General features: G+C 58.8%; 13 protein-coding genes. 9 read left to right on the forward strand and 4 right to left on the reverse strand.

Features of this window, described 5'->3' with window-relative positions; translation table 11 throughout:
* Window positions 1–18: 18 nt before the first annotated feature.
* Together RBH71_RS25050 and RBH71_RS25055 are read right to left on the reverse strand one after the other, a co-directional pair.
* Window positions 19–501 carry a class I SAM-dependent methyltransferase gene (locus tag RBH71_RS25050; RefSeq protein WP_003516804.1) on the reverse strand — a complete coding sequence of 161 codons (483 nt, stop codon included), beginning with the start codon at window positions 499–501 and terminating at the stop codon, window positions 19–21.
* Between the two features lie 79 nt (window positions 502–580).
* On the reverse strand, window positions 581–1,921 hold the full coding sequence (locus RBH71_RS25055) for a nucleotide sugar dehydrogenase (protein WP_003516803.1): 1,341 nt from the start codon (window positions 1,919–1,921) through the stop codon (window positions 581–583).
* 127 nt (window positions 1,922–2,048) lie between these two features.
* Between RBH71_RS25055 and RBH71_RS25060 the strand changes: the two genes are divergently transcribed.
* The gene (locus RBH71_RS25060) at window positions 2,049–3,146 is read left to right on the forward strand and encodes a glycosyltransferase family 4 protein (protein WP_035252393.1); all 1,098 of its coding nucleotides are present in this window, start codon (window positions 2,049–2,051) and stop codon (window positions 3,144–3,146) included.
* Window positions 3,143–3,886: a polysaccharide deacetylase family protein gene (locus RBH71_RS25065; RefSeq protein ID WP_003516801.1), complete on the forward strand. Its 744-nt coding sequence runs from the start codon at window positions 3,143–3,145 to the stop codon at window positions 3,884–3,886. Before RBH71_RS25060 ends, RBH71_RS25065 begins: the two co-directional genes overlap by 4 nt.
* On the opposite strand, the gene RBH71_RS25070 is transcribed toward RBH71_RS25065, so the two are convergent.
* Window positions 3,878–4,840: a glycosyltransferase family 32 protein gene (locus RBH71_RS25070; RefSeq protein WP_003516800.1), complete on the reverse strand. Its 963-nt coding sequence runs from the start codon at window positions 4,838–4,840 to the stop codon at window positions 3,878–3,880. The two genes, RBH71_RS25065 and RBH71_RS25070, sit on opposite strands and share 9 nt — an antisense overlap.
* Before the next feature lie 213 nt (window positions 4,841–5,053).
* Between RBH71_RS25070 and RBH71_RS25075 the strand changes: the two genes are divergently transcribed.
* From RBH71_RS25075 to RBH71_RS25105, 7 genes are all read left to right on the forward strand, one after another.
* Window positions 5,054–6,946, forward strand: a complete 1,893-nt coding sequence (locus tag RBH71_RS25075; RefSeq protein WP_003516799.1) for an ABC transporter ATP-binding protein — start codon at window positions 5,054–5,056, stop codon at window positions 6,944–6,946.
* Window positions 6,943–8,844 carry an ABC transporter substrate-binding protein gene (locus tag RBH71_RS25080; RefSeq protein WP_003516798.1) on the forward strand — a complete coding sequence of 634 codons (1,902 nt, stop codon included), beginning with the start codon at window positions 6,943–6,945 and terminating at the stop codon, window positions 8,842–8,844. Before RBH71_RS25075 ends, RBH71_RS25080 begins: the two co-directional genes overlap by 4 nt.
* 1 nt (window position 8,845) lies before the next feature.
* Complete coding sequence (locus tag RBH71_RS25085) at window positions 8,846–9,844, forward strand: ABC transporter permease (protein WP_003516797.1); 999 nt, start codon at window positions 8,846–8,848, stop codon at window positions 9,842–9,844.
* On the forward strand, window positions 9,841–11,016 hold the full coding sequence (locus tag RBH71_RS25090) for an ABC transporter permease (RefSeq protein ID WP_003516796.1): 1,176 nt from the start codon (window positions 9,841–9,843) through the stop codon (window positions 11,014–11,016). Before RBH71_RS25085 ends, RBH71_RS25090 begins: the two co-directional genes overlap by 4 nt.
* Before the next feature lie 72 nt (window positions 11,017–11,088).
* A complete protein-coding gene (locus RBH71_RS25095) occupies window positions 11,089–12,297 on the forward strand; it encodes a glycosyltransferase family protein (RefSeq protein WP_003516795.1) in 1,209 nt (402 codons plus the stop codon).
* 43 nt (window positions 12,298–12,340) lie between these two features.
* Window positions 12,341–13,588, forward strand: coding sequence for a glycosyltransferase family 4 protein (locus RBH71_RS25100; protein WP_003516794.1), 1,248 nt, complete (start codon window positions 12,341–12,343; stop codon window positions 13,586–13,588).
* Window positions 13,585–14,736: a glycosyltransferase family protein gene (locus RBH71_RS25105; RefSeq protein ID WP_003516793.1), complete on the forward strand. Its 1,152-nt coding sequence runs from the start codon at window positions 13,585–13,587 to the stop codon at window positions 14,734–14,736. The genes RBH71_RS25100 and RBH71_RS25105 overlap by 4 nt, the downstream gene beginning before the upstream one ends.
* Here the strand turns inward: RBH71_RS25105 and RBH71_RS25110 are convergent.
* Entirely contained in the window at window positions 14,702–15,442 is a 741-nt protein-coding gene (locus RBH71_RS25110) for a copper homeostasis protein CutC (protein WP_003516792.1), read from the reverse strand. The genes RBH71_RS25105 and RBH71_RS25110 overlap by 35 nt on opposite strands.
* Between the last annotated feature and the right edge of the window lie 42 nt (window positions 15,443–15,484).

The following is a 15,484-nucleotide window of genomic DNA, read 5'->3' on the forward strand; positions in this document are numbered from 1 at the left end:
CTGACGGGCCATCCGGCCTCAAATCTTGCGATAGAGAAAATAACGGTCGGTCGGCACACTTTCCGGCACCGGCAGAGGCTTCAGCATGGGATGATCCAGAGGCAGACCGCTGACCGCAACGCCGCCTTTTGCCAGCATGCCCGCGGCAAGGTCCGGCAGCCATGTCAGGGTAATGGCATCCTTTTCGGGGTAGCCCGTGCCGATATCGGCATGCACCATGGCCGCCTCCACACCGATGAAGGCCGGAGCGGTTTCCGATATTTCACCGATGACGAGATCTTCCTGCGCCGGAACGGAAGAGGCGTGTGCACCCATGGCCCTGTCGAAGGCAACGATACGGCGTTGCGGAAACAGTTCCCGCAAATGATTGAACGTCCGCCCGTTTCCAAGGCCGATTTCCATGATCGCACCTTCGTCAGGCAGATCGAGATCGGCCTTGACGTGGTTGAGGATATCGCGCTGCGCGGTCAACCGGCGAATGAAACTGTCCAATCTGCTCATAGTCCGTCCGTTCATGAATGCCGGGCATTTCCAGTAAAACCGTATGGCGATGTTGCCGAAAATGCCCGGGAGAAGGCGATCAGGCCTTGATGATGTGTTTTGCGGCGATATCCCGACGCGCGAAGACGTTTCGCGTATCGATGATCAGCGGCGACCATTCGCAAAGAGCGGCATAGTCCACATTGTCGTGATCGGTCGCGACCAGAACAGCGTCAAAGGCGCTGACGGTCTGCTTGTCCCAAGCCACGGATTTCATGCCCATCAGGTGGCTATATTCCCGGGTTTTCGGGATTTCTGCCACGTGCGGATCATAATAGGCCGCTTCGCCGCCGCGCTCCTGAATAAGTTCTATGAGTTTCAGCGAAGGACTTTCACGAATATCGGGCACATTCTTCTTGTAGGCGAGACCGACCACCAGCACCTTGGAGCGGCTGAGCGCCTTGCCAGAACGGATGTCGAGGGCTTCCGCAACCCGTCCGATGACATGACGCGGCATGCCGGTGTTGATCTCGCCGGCGAGCTCGATGAACCTCGTCGGCAACTCGTACTCCCGCGATTTCCAGGTGAGATAGAAAGGATCGATCGGTATGCAGTGGCCACCAAGACCCGGGCCGGGATAAAACGGCATGAAACCGAACGGCTTGGTTTTCGCCGCGTCGATCACTTCCCAGATGTCGATGCCCATGGCCTCGTAGACGACCTTGAGTTCATTGACGAGCGCGATATTGACAGCACGGAAGACGTTTTCGGTGATTTTCACCGCCTCGGCCGTGGCGTTTGTCGAGACCGGAACGATCTTCTTGACCACTGAGCCGTAGAATGCCGCCATCAGTTTCCCGGCAGCCTCGCCATCGCCTGCAACGACCTTCGGAATCGTCGAGGTCTCGAAATCGCGATTGCCGGGATCTTCCCGCTCGGGCGAAAAACCGATGAAGAAGTCGACGCCGGAGACAAGTCCCGTACCTTCCAGAATGGTCTTCACAACCCCGTCGGTCGTGCCGGGATAGGTGGTCGATTCCAGCACCACAAGCTGCCCCCTGCGCAGATGCGCGGCAATGTCCCGGCAGGTCTTTTCGACATAGGAGAGGTCCGGCTCGCGATATTTCGTCAAGGGCGTCGGCACGCAAATGGCAATCACATCGCATTCAGCCAGTCTGGAAAAATCAGACGTTGCGATGAAGCCATCATCGCGCCTGACGCTTGCCAGCACCTCGTCCGAAACCGCCTCGATATAGCTGCGGCCGGCATCGATCGCGACCATTTTACCGGGATCGATATCGAAACCGACGACCTTGAAACCGGCCTTGGCGATCGTGATGGCTAGCGGCAGACCGACATAGCCAAGGCCGATCACCGCCGCTTTGGCGCTTTTGTTTTCGATGCTGGAAAGCAGGTTCTGGGAAACGACTGGGGAAGTCAAAGCGTGTCACGCTCCGCGCATGTGCAAAAGATGCCTTTCAGTTGGGCAAGAATGGTCAGGCTGTCAAGGCTCGGCCCTCTCAAATTCCGGTTGACGCCGGAGCCATGGGCGACGCACAACCATCCGGATGAGGATCGCTTTTTATTCACCGCTCAAATCGCCCAACCATCCCGTTCCCTCCGGAGACCGGCTGATGGCCCGCCTGCTGATGAAGGCGATGGCGATGGGCGGCCACGATGTTTCCGTCGCTTCCGAGCTGCGCAGCTTTCTCAAACAGGCTGACGATCCGGCGCGGTCCTTGCTTGCCGATGCGGCGACGCATGAAATCGAGACCATTACGGAGCGCTGGCAGCGGGAAGGCGCGCCGGATCTGTGGTTTTGTTATCACCCCTATTACAAGGCCCCGGACTTGCTCGGGCCGGAACTGGGCACACGTTTCGGTATTCCCTACGTCACCGCCGAGGCCTCCTATTCCCCCAAGCGCAATGGCATGGGCTGGCAGGCGGTTCAGGACGAGTTACTGGCCGCATTGAACGCTGCCGCCATCAATATCTGCTTCACCGCGCGTGATCGCGACGGGCTTGTCCGCGCCTCTCCCGCACTCCGCTCGGCGATGTTGGCGCCCTTTATCGATGCCAGTAATTTTCTTGAAATTGCTCCGCGCCCCACACCGGGAAAACTCATCACCGTCGCCATGATGCGGGCTGGCGACAAGTTCGACAGCTATCGCGCGCTTCGCGAAGCACTTGCGCTGTTGCCGCAGGATTTGAACTGGACATTGGATATCATCGGCGACGGGCCGGAACGCGCTGCCGTACATGCCATGTTCAGCTCTTTTCCCGATCGCCGTCTTGTCTGGCACGGAGAAAAAAACGCAAACGAAATCGCAGAACTTCTTTCAAAAGCATCGGTTTACGTCTGGCCGGGGCATGGCGAAGCCTACGGTCTCGCCTATCTCGAGGCACAGGCTGCGGGCCTGCCCGTTATCGCCGAAGCGGTGGCCGGCGTCCCCGAAGTGTTAAAATCCGGAACCACCGGATTACTGACACCGGAAAATGATACAGCCGCCTATGCTGGAGCAATCGAAACCCTGCTCGGCGATGACAAGCGGCGTGAGGAATTGGCAAGTGCAGCCCGCCAGTTCGTAAAAAATGAACGATCTCTGGAAAACGCCGCAAGAGAACTGAACGATATCCTGTTGCGAGCAAAGGCACGAACATCATGAGTCTGGAAACACTCGTAGCGGCACTGGATGAATGTGGACGACGCGGCATAACGGCCGATCTCTGGCTCAGGGACGACGATGCGGTGGAACCGACACCGGCGCTCGACACGCTGCTCGATCTTTGCAGCAGCTTTTCCGCGCCGGTCACGCTTGCGGTTATCCCCGAGATGACGACGGACAAGCTCGCGCGGCACCTGGATACGACTGACATTGCCCATGTCGCCGTGCATGGCTGGTCCCATACAAACTATGCCACCGAGAAAGAAAAGAAACAGGAACTCGGATCACACCGTGACCTGTCCATCGTTCTCGACGAGTTGCAATCCGGGCTGGAAAAACTGCACGATCTGCATGGCAGGCGTTTCGTGCCTATGCTCGTTCCGCCGTGGAACCGCATAGATGCCAATGTGGTGCAGGGACTGGCAGACCTCGGATATCGAGCGCTTTCGGTTTTCGGCCCGGAGAAAGACGCCGTGCCACCTTGCCTGAACACCCATGTCGACGTGATTGACTGGCACGGCAGCCGCGGTGGGCGCGAAGACGACATCCTTTTCGCCGAGACCGCCGCCCGCATCCTGCAGACTGCGGAGCACGGCGGCACGACCGGCATCCTCACCCATCATCTCGTGCATGATGACAACGTCTGGCGTTTTCTGAAACGGCTGTTCGAAATTACCGGCAAACATCCTGCCGCGCGCTTGCGTTCCTCGGCGGAACTCATCAACCAGATATCACCATGACTTCCAGGCAATCAGCAAACCACCCGTCTTGGTGGCAAGTTCGCGCCTGACAGCTTCAACCTCATGCAACGCGGCGCGATCGGCAAGAGAAGCGGCAACAAACCCCGCCGGCGCAAGGCTGATGCTCCCAGCCCGAGCGATGACGGTAAAGATCAGCGGACCCGTCGACCACCAGGCTGGCGCACGCGGCATTTCCTCAAGAATCCTCGGAAACGCCTCCAGCATCCTGCGGAAGACCGGATGGCCGGCAGGTGTCGCAATGAAAGAGTTGGCAAGAAGCATGCTGCCCTGCCCGGTATCGCGCGGTGTTTCTTCATCAAACGCCGTCAGCCCTACCAGTGGCAGGAAAGCATCGAAACTCGCATCATCCCGCGCCGGATACCAGTCGCAATCAAGATAGATGCCACCAAAACGCTCCAGCACGACATAGCGGGCCACATCGACAGCACCGGGATAATCGCCGTCTTCCAGCATCGTCCTGAAGACGTCATTCGAAAACACGCCTTCCCGCTCAAGATCGGCCTCCCGCCAGAGGCGATATTCGTAACCATGCGAGGCGGCATGGGCGGCCCAGGCCTTGACCGATACGGGCGGGGCCTTGTCTCCGATCCAAATCTGATGGATGCGCCTCGGCACGTCCTCCCTGCTTTTCAGATTGATAGCGCGGTGCTCCTCCGGGGAAAAATGCGCATATTTTGCAAGCACCTGCGGCGGCGGAACCAGCGTGTATTGATAGCCGATCCTCGCGACCACATCGCCTTCAGCCTTGGCAAGACGCAGCCGTGCCGCATGCAGCCTGCGCGGCAGACCGAGCACTGTCCGCTCACCCATCAGGTGCCCGTCCTTTACTGCAACCAGCGATAAGAGAAGCGCATGCGCTTCCGCATATTGTCCTTGGTTTTGCAACTGCCGGGCTCTATCCAGCTGGGCATCGTAATATTTCTTGTCGGACATGGATCCTCACCCGGGAACGTTCGTTAACATATCGCCAAACACAAGCCATCAGGCAAGCCATTGCAATTTGGAAGCCGGCTTTGAATTTGCTAAACAATTCGATGTTTCAGAGGCATAGACAGACAACAAACCCTACGATAACGTGCCTTTAAGCCCTCCTGAGCAAATTGTCACAAGACAACGATAAAGAGAGACGGCAAGGAACCCTTTAGCATGAGCGCAGGCGCAGATTTGCTCCGTATTGAAAATCTGCGGGTCTCGTTTTCTCTTATGGGTGGCACGATTGACGCCGTGAGGGGTGCCAGCCTTCGCATTCTTCCGGGAAAAGTGACCGCGCTTGTCGGAGAATCCGGCTCCGGAAAATCCGTCATCGGCCAGACGATCATGGGCATCCACCCCAAGACGGCGCGCGTGAACGGCCGCGTGCTGTTTACCGATCCCGCCAATGCCGCAGCCGGCCCCGTCGATCTGCTGCAACTGCCGAAGGATGGCCGGGAAATCCGCGCTATACGCGGAAATCGCATCGGGCTGATTTTTCAGGAACCCATGACGTCTTTTTCGCCGCTGCACACGATCGGCAACCAGATTGACGAAGCGCTGAGAATCCACAGCATCCTGTCGCCGGCCGAGCGCGCGGAAAAAATGCATGAGACGCTCGACCTTGTAGGGTTTTCCAACCCAAAGAAGGTCGTGAACATGTATCCCTTCGAATTGTCGGGCGGCATGCGCCAGCGCGCCATGATTGCCATGGCACTGATCTGTCGCCCCGCGCTTCTGATCGCCGACGAACCGACGACGGCTCTTGATGTGACCATACAGGCGCAAATCCTCAAACTCCTGCGCGATCTCCAGAGCCGGCTGAACATGAGCATGCTGCTCATCACCCACGATCTCGGCGTGGTGGCAAACATCGCCGACGAGGTTGCCGTGATCTATCAGGGCGAGATCATGGAAGCCGGAACGGTCGACGATATTTTCAAGGCACCGAGCCACCCCTATCTCAAGGGCCTGATGGCCGCCGTGCCGCATTTCGACATGAAGCCGGGTGAGAGGCTGAAGGCGCTTCGTGAGATCACCGTCGACCACGAAAGCCTTGTCGGCAAGAAGACCGCCGCAGTGAACAAGACCCCCGGCCCGCTCTTGACCGTGGAGAATATCAGCAAGACCTTCACGACCCGGAAGTCCAGCTGGTTTAGCCGCCGCGATGCCAATGCCACCAAGGCGGTCAACAGCGTGAGTTTTGAAATCCGCCGGGGAGAATGCCTTGGCCTCGTCGGCGAAAGCGGCAGCGGCAAGACAACCGTCAGCAAAATCCTCATGCGCGCCGTTCGCCCGGATGAAGGCTCCGTGACCTTTCACCGGCCGCAGGGCGATATCGACGTCCTCAATGCAAGGGACGGCGATCTAAAGGAATTGCGGTCGAAGATACAGATGGTCTTCCAGGACCCGATCTCATCGCTTTCACCGCGCATGACCGTGCGCAATATTTTGAGCGAGCCGCTTGAAATCCATGGACGGGGCGATGCGAAATACCGCGCGGAAAAAGTCCGTAATCTCGTCAAGGCAATCGGCCTTGGAGAAAGCGCGCTGAACCGTTATCCGCACAGTTTCTCAGGCGGCCAGAGGCAGCGTATCGGCATTGCCAGAGCCCTGGCGTTGGGTCCCGAACTGCTGATCTGCGACGAACCCGTTTCTGCCCTAGATGTCTCGGTGCAGGCGCAAATCCTCAACCTGCTCAAGGATTTGCAGAAGGACCTCGGACTTACCTACCTCTTCATCTCGCACAATCTGGCAGTGGTGGATTACATGGCGGACCGCGTGGCGGTGATGTGCGAGGGCCGCATCGTCGAGCTGGCGCCGCGGGAAATCATGATGCGCTCTCCGGTTCACCCCTATACAAAATCGTTGCTGGCGGCCGTGCCTTTTCCCGATCTCGACCGTCCGCTCGATTTCCGCACCATCGGCAAGATCAGCGCGACGGGCAAGTTCGACTGGGGCAAGCAATTCCGCGACGAGGGTGACGGCGAAATGATCTCTGCCGATCTTGGCGATGGCCATTTCGTTCTCGCAAATGGCAATGCCGACATCAGGGAGCTTCGCTCGTGATTACGCGCCGCACCACCCTTGCCTTGATGGCCTCCGTCTTTTTGCCGACCTATGCGCGCGCTGCCTATACCGACCCCGCCTACTTCAAGGAAAAGCGGGAAAAAGGTGAGCTGCCTGATATTGCCGAGCGCTTGCCGAAAAACCCGCGCGTCATCGATATGAAGGCGCTTGGCCGGGAGCCCGGAAAACACGGCGGTTCCGTGCGCATGCTGATCGGCGGCCAGCGCGATATCCGGCTTATGCCCATCAGCAACTATGCCCGCCTGGTTGGTTACGACGAAAAATTCGAGCTTCATCCCGACATTCTGGAAAGCTACGACGTTCAGGACGAACGCATCTTCACCTTCAAGCTGCGAGAAGGCCACAAATGGTCCGACGGCAGCGATTTAACCTCCGAGGATTTCCGGTATTTCTGGGAGGATGTTGCTCTCAACAACGAAATTCACAAGGGCGGCCCGCCAATCGAACTGCTGGTCAACAACAATCCTCCCCAGATCGAAGTCATTGACCGGCTGACGGTGCGCTATACCTGGGAAGGTCCGAACCCCGATTTTCTGGCAAAGCTCGCAGCAGCATCGCCCGCGCGGCTTTTCCTGCCCGCCGCCTATATGAAGCAGTTCCACATCAAATATCAGACCGCGGAAAACCTCGCCAAGCTCATCAAGAAGAACAAGGCGGATGACTGGAGCGGTCTGCATATCAAGATGTCGCGGCAGGTCCGTCCAGAAAATCCCGCTCTGCCGACGCTGGACGCCTGGCGCAATACGACTTCGCCACCGGCCGAACAGTTCGTTTTCGAACGCAATCCCTATTATCACCGTGTCGACGAAAACGGCCTTCAACTGCCCTATCTCGACCGGTTCCTGCTGAACGTCACCTCCTCCGACATCATCTCGGCCAAGACGGCGTCGGGTGACAGCGATCTGCAATATTTCGGCCTCGATTTCGCCGACTACACCTTCCTGAAGGATGCCGAAAAGCGCTTTCCTCTGAAGGTGAACCTCTACAAACGCTCTCAAGGGTCGCGCATTGCGCTTCTGCCCAATCTGAACTGCGCCGATCCTGTATGGCGGAGCTGTTTCCAGGACGTGCGCGTGCGCCGCGCAATGTCGCTCGCTATAAACCGGCACGAAATCAACATGGTCTGCTTTTACGGGCTGGCCAAGGAAAGCGCCGACACCGTCTTGCCGGAAAGCCCGCTTTACCGACCGGAATTTGCCGAGGCCTGGAGTGCCTTCGACCGGGCGATGGCCAACAGGTTGCTTGACGAAGCAGGTCTCGATAAGCGCGACAGCGCCGGCTACCGGCTTCTGCCGGACGGCCGTCCAGCCTATATCATCGTCGAGACCACAGGCGAAAGCACGCTCGAAACGGACGTGATGGAACTGGTCACGGACCACTGGCGGCATATCGGCATTGCGGTTTCGGTCCGCCCGACCCAGCGCGATGTCTTCCGCAAGCGTGCCATGGGCGGCGAGGTGCTGATGTCGGTGTGGATGGGCATGGACAATGGCGTGCCGACCCCCGACATGTTGCCTTCGGGCCTTGCGCCCACCGGCGACGACCAGTTGCAATGGCCGGTCTGGGGCATCCACTATCTGTCCGGCGGGCGCGAGGGCAAGGAGCCTGACCTGCCGGAAGCAGCGCATCTGCTCGATCTCCTGAAAAAATGGCGCCGAAGCGTCACCGAGGAAGAGCGCGAGGCAATCTGGCTGGAAATGCTTGGTATCTACACGCAGCAGGTATTTTCCATCGGCATCGTCAACGGCGCGCTGCAACCCGTCGTCCATGTCAAACGCATGCGAAACGTGCCGGAAAAGGCGCTTTTCGGCTTTGAACCCACATCGTATCTCGGCATCTACATGCCGGATGCCTTCTGGTATGACGGAGACGCCTGATATGCTGCGGTATATTCTCAAGCGCATCCTCGTCATGATCCCAACGCTGATCCTGATCTCGATGCTGGTCTTCACCATCATCGAATTGCCGCCGGGCGATTATTTCGAAAGCTACGTCGCCGAACTGCGCGCCATGGGCGAGACCGCAAACCTTGCCGAAATCGAGGAGTTGCGCGTCCGCTATGGCTTCGACCAGCCGGCGCCGATCCGTTACTTCCGCTGGGCAACCGGCATGCTGGTTGGCGATTTCGGTTATTCTTTCGAATATCAGCTCCCGGTAAACGAGGTTGTGGGAGACCGTCTGTGGTTGACGGTTCTGGTGTCCTTCGTCACCATCATCGTCACCTGGATTCTTGCCTTCCCGATCGGCATCTACTCCGCCACGCACAAATATAGCTGGGGCGACTACGGCCTGACCTTCCTCGGTCTGCTTGGCATCGCCATCCCCAACTTCATGCTGGCGCTGATCCTGATGTATTTCGCCAATATCTGGTTCGGTATCTCCATCGGCCATCTGATGGATCGGGAATATCTGAACCAGGCGATGAGCTGGCCAAAGTTCAAATCGATTCTCGAACATATCTGGATACCCGTCCTCATCATCGGAACGGCGGGCACGGCCGGCATGATCCGCCGCCTGCGCGCCAACCTCTTGGACGAGTTGCAGAAACAATATGTCGTAACCGCCCGCGCCAAGGGGCTTCACCCTTTCAAAGTGCTGATCAAATATCCGCTGCGCATGGCGCTGAATTTCTTCATCTCGGACATCGGCTCGATCCTGCCCGCCATCATATCAGGCGCGGAAATCACCGCCGTCGTGCTGTCACTCGAAACAACCGGTCCGATGCTCATCCGGGCGCTGCAAAGCCAGGACATGTACCTGGCCGGCTCCTTCCTGATGTTCCTTGCTTTCCTCACGGTGATCGGCGTTCTTGTGTCGGATATCGCCCTTGCCATACTTGACCCGAGAATCCGCTTCGGAGGTGGTAACGTCAAATGACTTCATCCATCCCGACATCCGGCGAAGCGCTGCCCCACTACGTTTCGACGGCGCCGTTCGACCCGTCGCTCATCGAACCCAATACGTCCGGAATGGCGGCCTTCAGCAAGGCGTCGCAGCTGCGGCTCATGTGGTGGCAGTTCCGCCAGCACAAGATCGCCGTCTGGTCCGGCGCCTTTCTGGTGGTGCTTTATCTTTCGATCCTGATCAGCGAGTTCCTCGCGCCTTACAATCTTCACACCCGCAATATCGAGCATATCTACGCCCCACCCCAGGCCATTCACCTTTTCAATGACGGAAAATTTGTCGGGCCTTTCGTATATGGTCGGGAAATGACGCTCGACATGGACAATCTGCGGCGCGTCTACCGGGATGTGCCGACGGATATCCAGCCGCTGCGTTTCTTCTGCAAGGGCGATACCTATCATTTCTGGGGCATGATCGAGGCTAGAACCCACCTCGTATGTCCGGCCGAAGGTGGTGAAATGTTCCTGCTCGGCACCGACCGGCTTGGACGAGACGTGCTGTCGCGAATCATCTACGGCGCGCGCATCTCTCTGACGATCGGCCTTCTCGGTGTCGCCATGAGCTTCGTTCTCGGCATTGTGATCGGCGGACTTGCAGGTTATCGCGGCGGCACTTTCGATCTCATCGTCCAGCGTATCATCGAAGTCCTGCAATCCATTCCGAGCATTCCGCTGTGGCTCGCACTCGCAGCAATCATGCCGGTGACCTGGAGTCCGATCCTCGTCTATCTCGGCATCACCATCATTCTCGGCATGCTGGACTGGACGGGACTGGCGCGCGCCGTGCGCTCCAAATTGCTGGCATTGCGCGAGGAAGACTATGTTTTGGCTGCACAACTGATGGGCGCCGGCACACCGCGCATCATCGGCAGGCACCTTATCCCCGGCTTCATGTCACATCTGATCGCCTCGGCGACGCTGACGATACCGGGCATGATTCTCGGCGAAACCGCGCTGAGCTTCCTTGGTCTCGGCCTCAGGCCGCCGATCACAAGTTGGGGAATTCTGCTCACGGAGGCGCGCAGCGTCAGCGTCATTGCGCTATATCCGTGGCTTCTCATCCCGACGATTCCGGTTGTTCTCGTCATTCTGGCCTTTAATTTCTTCGGTGACGGACTACGTGATGCTGCGGATCCCTTCAGATAAAATGGAACACGCCTTGATAAACTGCTCTTCCGCCATCGCCTTTTTTGGGAAAGGCAAAAAGAGGTGTGGCCGATGACCTCCCGTCTGAACGACGCACGCATCCTCATGTACAGCCACGATTCTTTTGGCCTCGGACATCTGCGGCGCTGTCGCACGATCGCTCACGCTCTGGTGGAGGATTATCGCGGCCTCAACGTGCTTATCATTTCGGGCGCAACTATCGCCGGCGCCTTCGATTATCGCGCTCGTGTCGATTTCGTGAAAATCCCGAGCGTCATCAAGCTGCGCAACGGCGAATACACCTCCATGGACCGGCATATCGATCTTCAGGAAACACTGAAGATGCGCCGCTCCATCATCTATCACACTGCCGAAAGCTTCCAGCCGGATATCTTCATCGTCGACAAGGAGCCCATGGGTCTTCGTGGCGAGGTGGAGGAAACGCTTGCGTATCTCAAGGGACAGGGAACCAAGCTTGTCATCGGCCTCCGTGACGTCATGGACGCACCGCAGCTGCTTGAAGCGGAGTGGAAGCGCAATGACGTGATGACCAAGATCGGCAAGTTCTATGACCACGTCTGGATTTATGGCCCACCGGATTTCCACGACCCCTTGACGGGGCTCGACGTTCCCCAGACCGTTCGCGACAAGATGGATTTCGTCGGCTTCCTGCAACGCTCCAAAACGCAGGCGGAAACCGTGGCGCACCGGCCGGAGGGCGACTATCTTCTCATCACCACTGGCGGCGGCGGTGACGGCAGCGAATTGATCGATGACGTCATCAACGCCTACCGTCATGATAGCGAACTGACGCACAAGGCGCTCGTGGTGCTCGGCCCCTACATGCCGGCAGACCAGCGCCAGCGATTCATGAGCAGTGTTGCCGATATTCCGTACATCGAGATCATCGAATTCGACAACCGCATGGAAGACCTCGTTGCCGGCGCTCAGGCCGTCGTGTCGATGGGCGGCTACAACACCGTCTGCGAGATATTGTCGTTCGACAAGCCTGCCCTCGTCGTGCCGCGCACGGTGCCGAGGGAGGAGCAGCTTATCCGCGCAAGCCGCGCGTCGGAGCTCGGCCTTTTCGACATGCTTTTACCTGAGGATGCCGAGAATCCGGCGAAAATGGCGGCAGCTCTTAAAGCGCTGCCGAATCGCGCGCCGCCTTCCGTCAATTCGCAGGACCTGAAGCTCGATGGTCTGGAAAACATTTCGAAACGGATAGCCGAATGGCTGCCGCCCGAGGGCGACAAGGTGCCAATAACGCTGACGGCGTGACCGGCTCCCCGACAACCACCGCTTCAAAAGAGACACGCGCAACGTGACCGACACAAAAAAAATCGTGGTGCTCCTCAAGGGCTATCCGCGCCTGTCCGAGACTTTCATTGCCCAGGAACTTCTGGGGCTTGAAAAGGCTGGCCTTACGCTGGAACTCATGTCCATGCGCCGCCCGACGGATAAAAAACGCCACCCCGTTCACGATGAAATCCGCGCACCCGTGACCTACCTGCCGGAATATCTGCATGACGAGCCCATCCGCGTGCTGAAGGCCCTGTGGGCATGCCGCAAAAAGCCAGGCTTCACCAAGGCGCTGCGTCGGTTTTTCAGCGATCTGCCGCATGATCTAAGCCGCAACCGCTTCCGCCGTTTCGGGCAGGCGGCCGTGCTGGCGCACGAATGGCCTGTAGATGCCGGGTGGCTGCATGTCCACTTCATCCACACACCCGCCTCGGTCGCCGCCTATACACATCTTATCACCGGCACGCCCTGGACGATTTCGGCCCACGCCAAGGATATCTGGACCTCCAGCGACCGGGACCTTGCCGCAAAGCTGGAAAGCGCCCGCTGGGCCGTGACCTGCACCGCAAGCGGCTTTCAGCATCTTCGCACCCTTTCCGGCGTCAAGCAGAATGTGCATTTGAGCTATCACGGTCTCGATCTCACCCGCTTCCCGAATTTCGACACGCCGCGTCCGCAAAGAGATGGATCGGACGCTCATGATCCGGTCAGGATTTTGAGTGTTGGACGGGCCGTCAAGAAAAAGGGCATCGATATTCTGTTGCAGGCTTTGGCCTCGCTTCCACAGGACATCCATTGGCGTTTCACCCATATAGGTGGCGGCGACGAACTTGCCGGGTTGAAAAAACTCGCCGACGAGCTTGGCATCGCCGACAGGATCTTCTGGACCGGCGCCATGGACCAGAAACAGGTGCTGGAGAATTACCGCGAGGCCGACCTCTTCGCCCTTGCCTGCCGCATCACCAGCGATGGTGACCGCGACGGTCTTCCCAATGTGCTGGTCGAGGCCGCCAGCCAGGCGCTGACCTGCATTTCCACCAATATATCAGGCATTCCGGAATTCTTCGTGGATGGTGAAAACGGCCTGCTGACGGAGCCCGAAAATCCGGTTGCCTTCGCCGAGGCTCTGCGCACGGCGATTACCGATCCACAATTGCGTGAGCGTCTGGGTAGTGCGGCGGAAAACCGTGTGCGAACCGCCTTCGACAACCGCACCAGCATTGCCGAGTTGACGACGCTGTTCGAAACCGAGTGGGAAAAAACGCCATGACCGATACGGAAAAGCGCCCTTCCGTTTTCTTCTACGTCCAGCACCTTCTGGGCATCGGCCATATCGCCCGCGCCAGCCGCGTTGCCAATGCCCTTCAGGCTGATGGTTTCGATGTCGTTCTGGTGACAGGTGGCACCCCGGTTCCCGGCTTTCCGGGCGAAGGCATCCGCCATGTCGAATTACCGCCGATCGCCGTTAGCGACGGCAGCTTTTCCGGCCTTGTCGATAGTTCCGGCAAACCGGTCGATGACGACTTCAAGAAGCTTCGAACGGATATGCTGATCGGCGCTTATCACGGCGCAAAGCCGGATATCGTCATCATAGAGGCCTTCCCCTTCGGCCGCAGGCAGGTGCGTTTCGAATTGCTGCCGCTTCTGCACGAGATCGAGGACAGTGAACCACGCCCGCTCGTCATGACGTCGCTGCGCGATATTCTGCAGGAAAAAACCAAACCCGGCCGGGACGAAGAAACCGTGTCGCTGGTGAAGAAACATTTCGACGCGGTGCTGGTCCACGGAGATCCGGATTTCGTCCGGCTGGAGGAGACCTTTCCCCTTGCCGGCGAAATCAGCCAGCGCGTTGTCTATACCGGCCTCGTCGCGCCGCTGCCATCGCCGGAACCGGCGGAAGAATTCGATATCGTCGTTTCCGCTGGCGGAGGTGCCGTTGGTGCAGCCCTTATCCGGGCCGCACTTGAGGCATCGCCTCTGCTGGAAGAGATCAAAAGCTGGTGCCTCATAACCGGCCCCAACATGCCGCAGGCAGATTTCGATGCGATCTCGGCGCAGGCGCCCGAAAATGTGTCCATCTTCCGCTTCCGCAAGGATTTCGCAAGCCTGCTCGCCGGCGCGCGGCTTTCAGTTTCGCAGGCCGGTTACAACACCGTCTGCGATATTCTACAGGCAAAATGCCGCTCGCTTCTGATCCCGTTTGCGGCCGATGGCGAAACGGAACAGAGCGCCCGCGCCGAACGGCTGGCGCGGCTGGGGCTGGCACAGGTGCTGGAAGAGAAGCATATCTCTGCGCAATCCATGGCCGATGCCATCAGGGCGGCATTGGCCCTGCCGGGACCGGACGTGATCCACCTCGATCTCGATGGCGCCGCAGGAACGGCTAGAGCTTTACGCCGCCTTTTTGATGAGCGGTGAGGATCGCCTTTAACTCTCGAACGGCCTCCTCATCCGTGCCCTTGCGCCCCGCGCCGGTGAAACCGAGTTTCGCCACCCGGCTTTCCGGATCGTAAAACGGAATGGCGGAACAGGATGCGTGGATCTCCGTAATGGGAAAGCGGTCCAGCAACGTCTGCACGACTGGTGGACGCACCCCGGCCCCCGGCATGATGACAATCCGCCCGGCGGCAAGCTCGGATAATCGGGCCAAGGTCTCGATGCCCTCAAGCGCCGAACGCGCGCCCCCGGAGGTCAGAATTCTCGGGAAGCCCAGCGCGATAGCGGCCTCCAAGGCTTCATCCATGTCGGGAACAACGTCGATCGCCCGGTGCAGCGTCATATCGAGCCCGTCGGCGTGGCGGCGCAGTTCTTCGAGCAGGGGAATATCAAGCGAGCCATCGCCAAGCGAGGCACCGAGCACCACGCCGGAAAGCCCCGCCGCGCGCGCCGCATCGATATCGCGTTTCATCACATCGGCTTCGTCGCGCGTGAACACGAAATCCCCGGCGCGCGGCCTGATCATCACGCTCACAGGCAGGGCGTAGGCCGCCGCCCGGTGCATGAAACCCGCAGACGGCGTCACACCGCCACCGGACAATGCCGCGCAAAGTTCTATTCGGTCGGCCCCACCCCTGACCGCCGCTTCCAGACCGGCCACGTCGTCCACGCAAATCTCGAGAATCATCGTAACCTCTTTCTTTTGAATGTGCCGTGTTTTCGCGCCGGC

The organism is Rhizobium sp. AN68 (assembly GCF_030758035.1).
Classification (GTDB): domain Bacteria; phylum Pseudomonadota; class Alphaproteobacteria; order Rhizobiales; family Rhizobiaceae; genus Agrobacterium; species Agrobacterium tumefaciens.

Excerpts from the sequence above, each read along its gene's own strand:
- RBH71_RS25110 (WP_003516792.1), bottom strand. The coding sequence starts at position 15,442 with ATGATTCTCGAGATTTGCGTGGACGACGTGGCCGGTCTGGAAGCGGCG.
- RBH71_RS25075 (WP_003516799.1), top strand. The coding sequence starts at position 5,054 with ATGAGCGCAGGCGCAGATTTGCTCCGTATTGAAAATCTGCGGGTCTCG.
- RBH71_RS25050 (WP_003516804.1), bottom strand. The coding sequence starts at position 501 with ATGAGCAGATTGGACAGTTTCATTCGCCGGTTGACCGCGCAGCGCGAT.
- RBH71_RS25070 (WP_003516800.1), bottom strand. The coding sequence starts at position 4,840 with ATGTCCGACAAGAAATATTACGATGCCCAGCTGGATAGAGCCCGGCAG.
- RBH71_RS25085 (WP_003516797.1), top strand. The coding sequence starts at position 8,846 with ATGCTGCGGTATATTCTCAAGCGCATCCTCGTCATGATCCCAACGCTG.
- RBH71_RS25090 (WP_003516796.1), top strand. The coding sequence starts at position 9,841 with ATGACTTCATCCATCCCGACATCCGGCGAAGCGCTGCCCCACTACGTT.
- RBH71_RS25065 (WP_003516801.1), top strand. The coding sequence starts at position 3,143 with ATGAGTCTGGAAACACTCGTAGCGGCACTGGATGAATGTGGACGACGC.
- RBH71_RS25095 (WP_003516795.1), top strand. The coding sequence starts at position 11,089 with ATGACCTCCCGTCTGAACGACGCACGCATCCTCATGTACAGCCACGAT.
- RBH71_RS25060 (WP_035252393.1), top strand. The coding sequence starts at position 2,049 with ATGAGGATCGCTTTTTATTCACCGCTCAAATCGCCCAACCATCCCGTT.
- RBH71_RS25105 (WP_003516793.1), top strand. The coding sequence starts at position 13,585 with ATGACCGATACGGAAAAGCGCCCTTCCGTTTTCTTCTACGTCCAGCAC.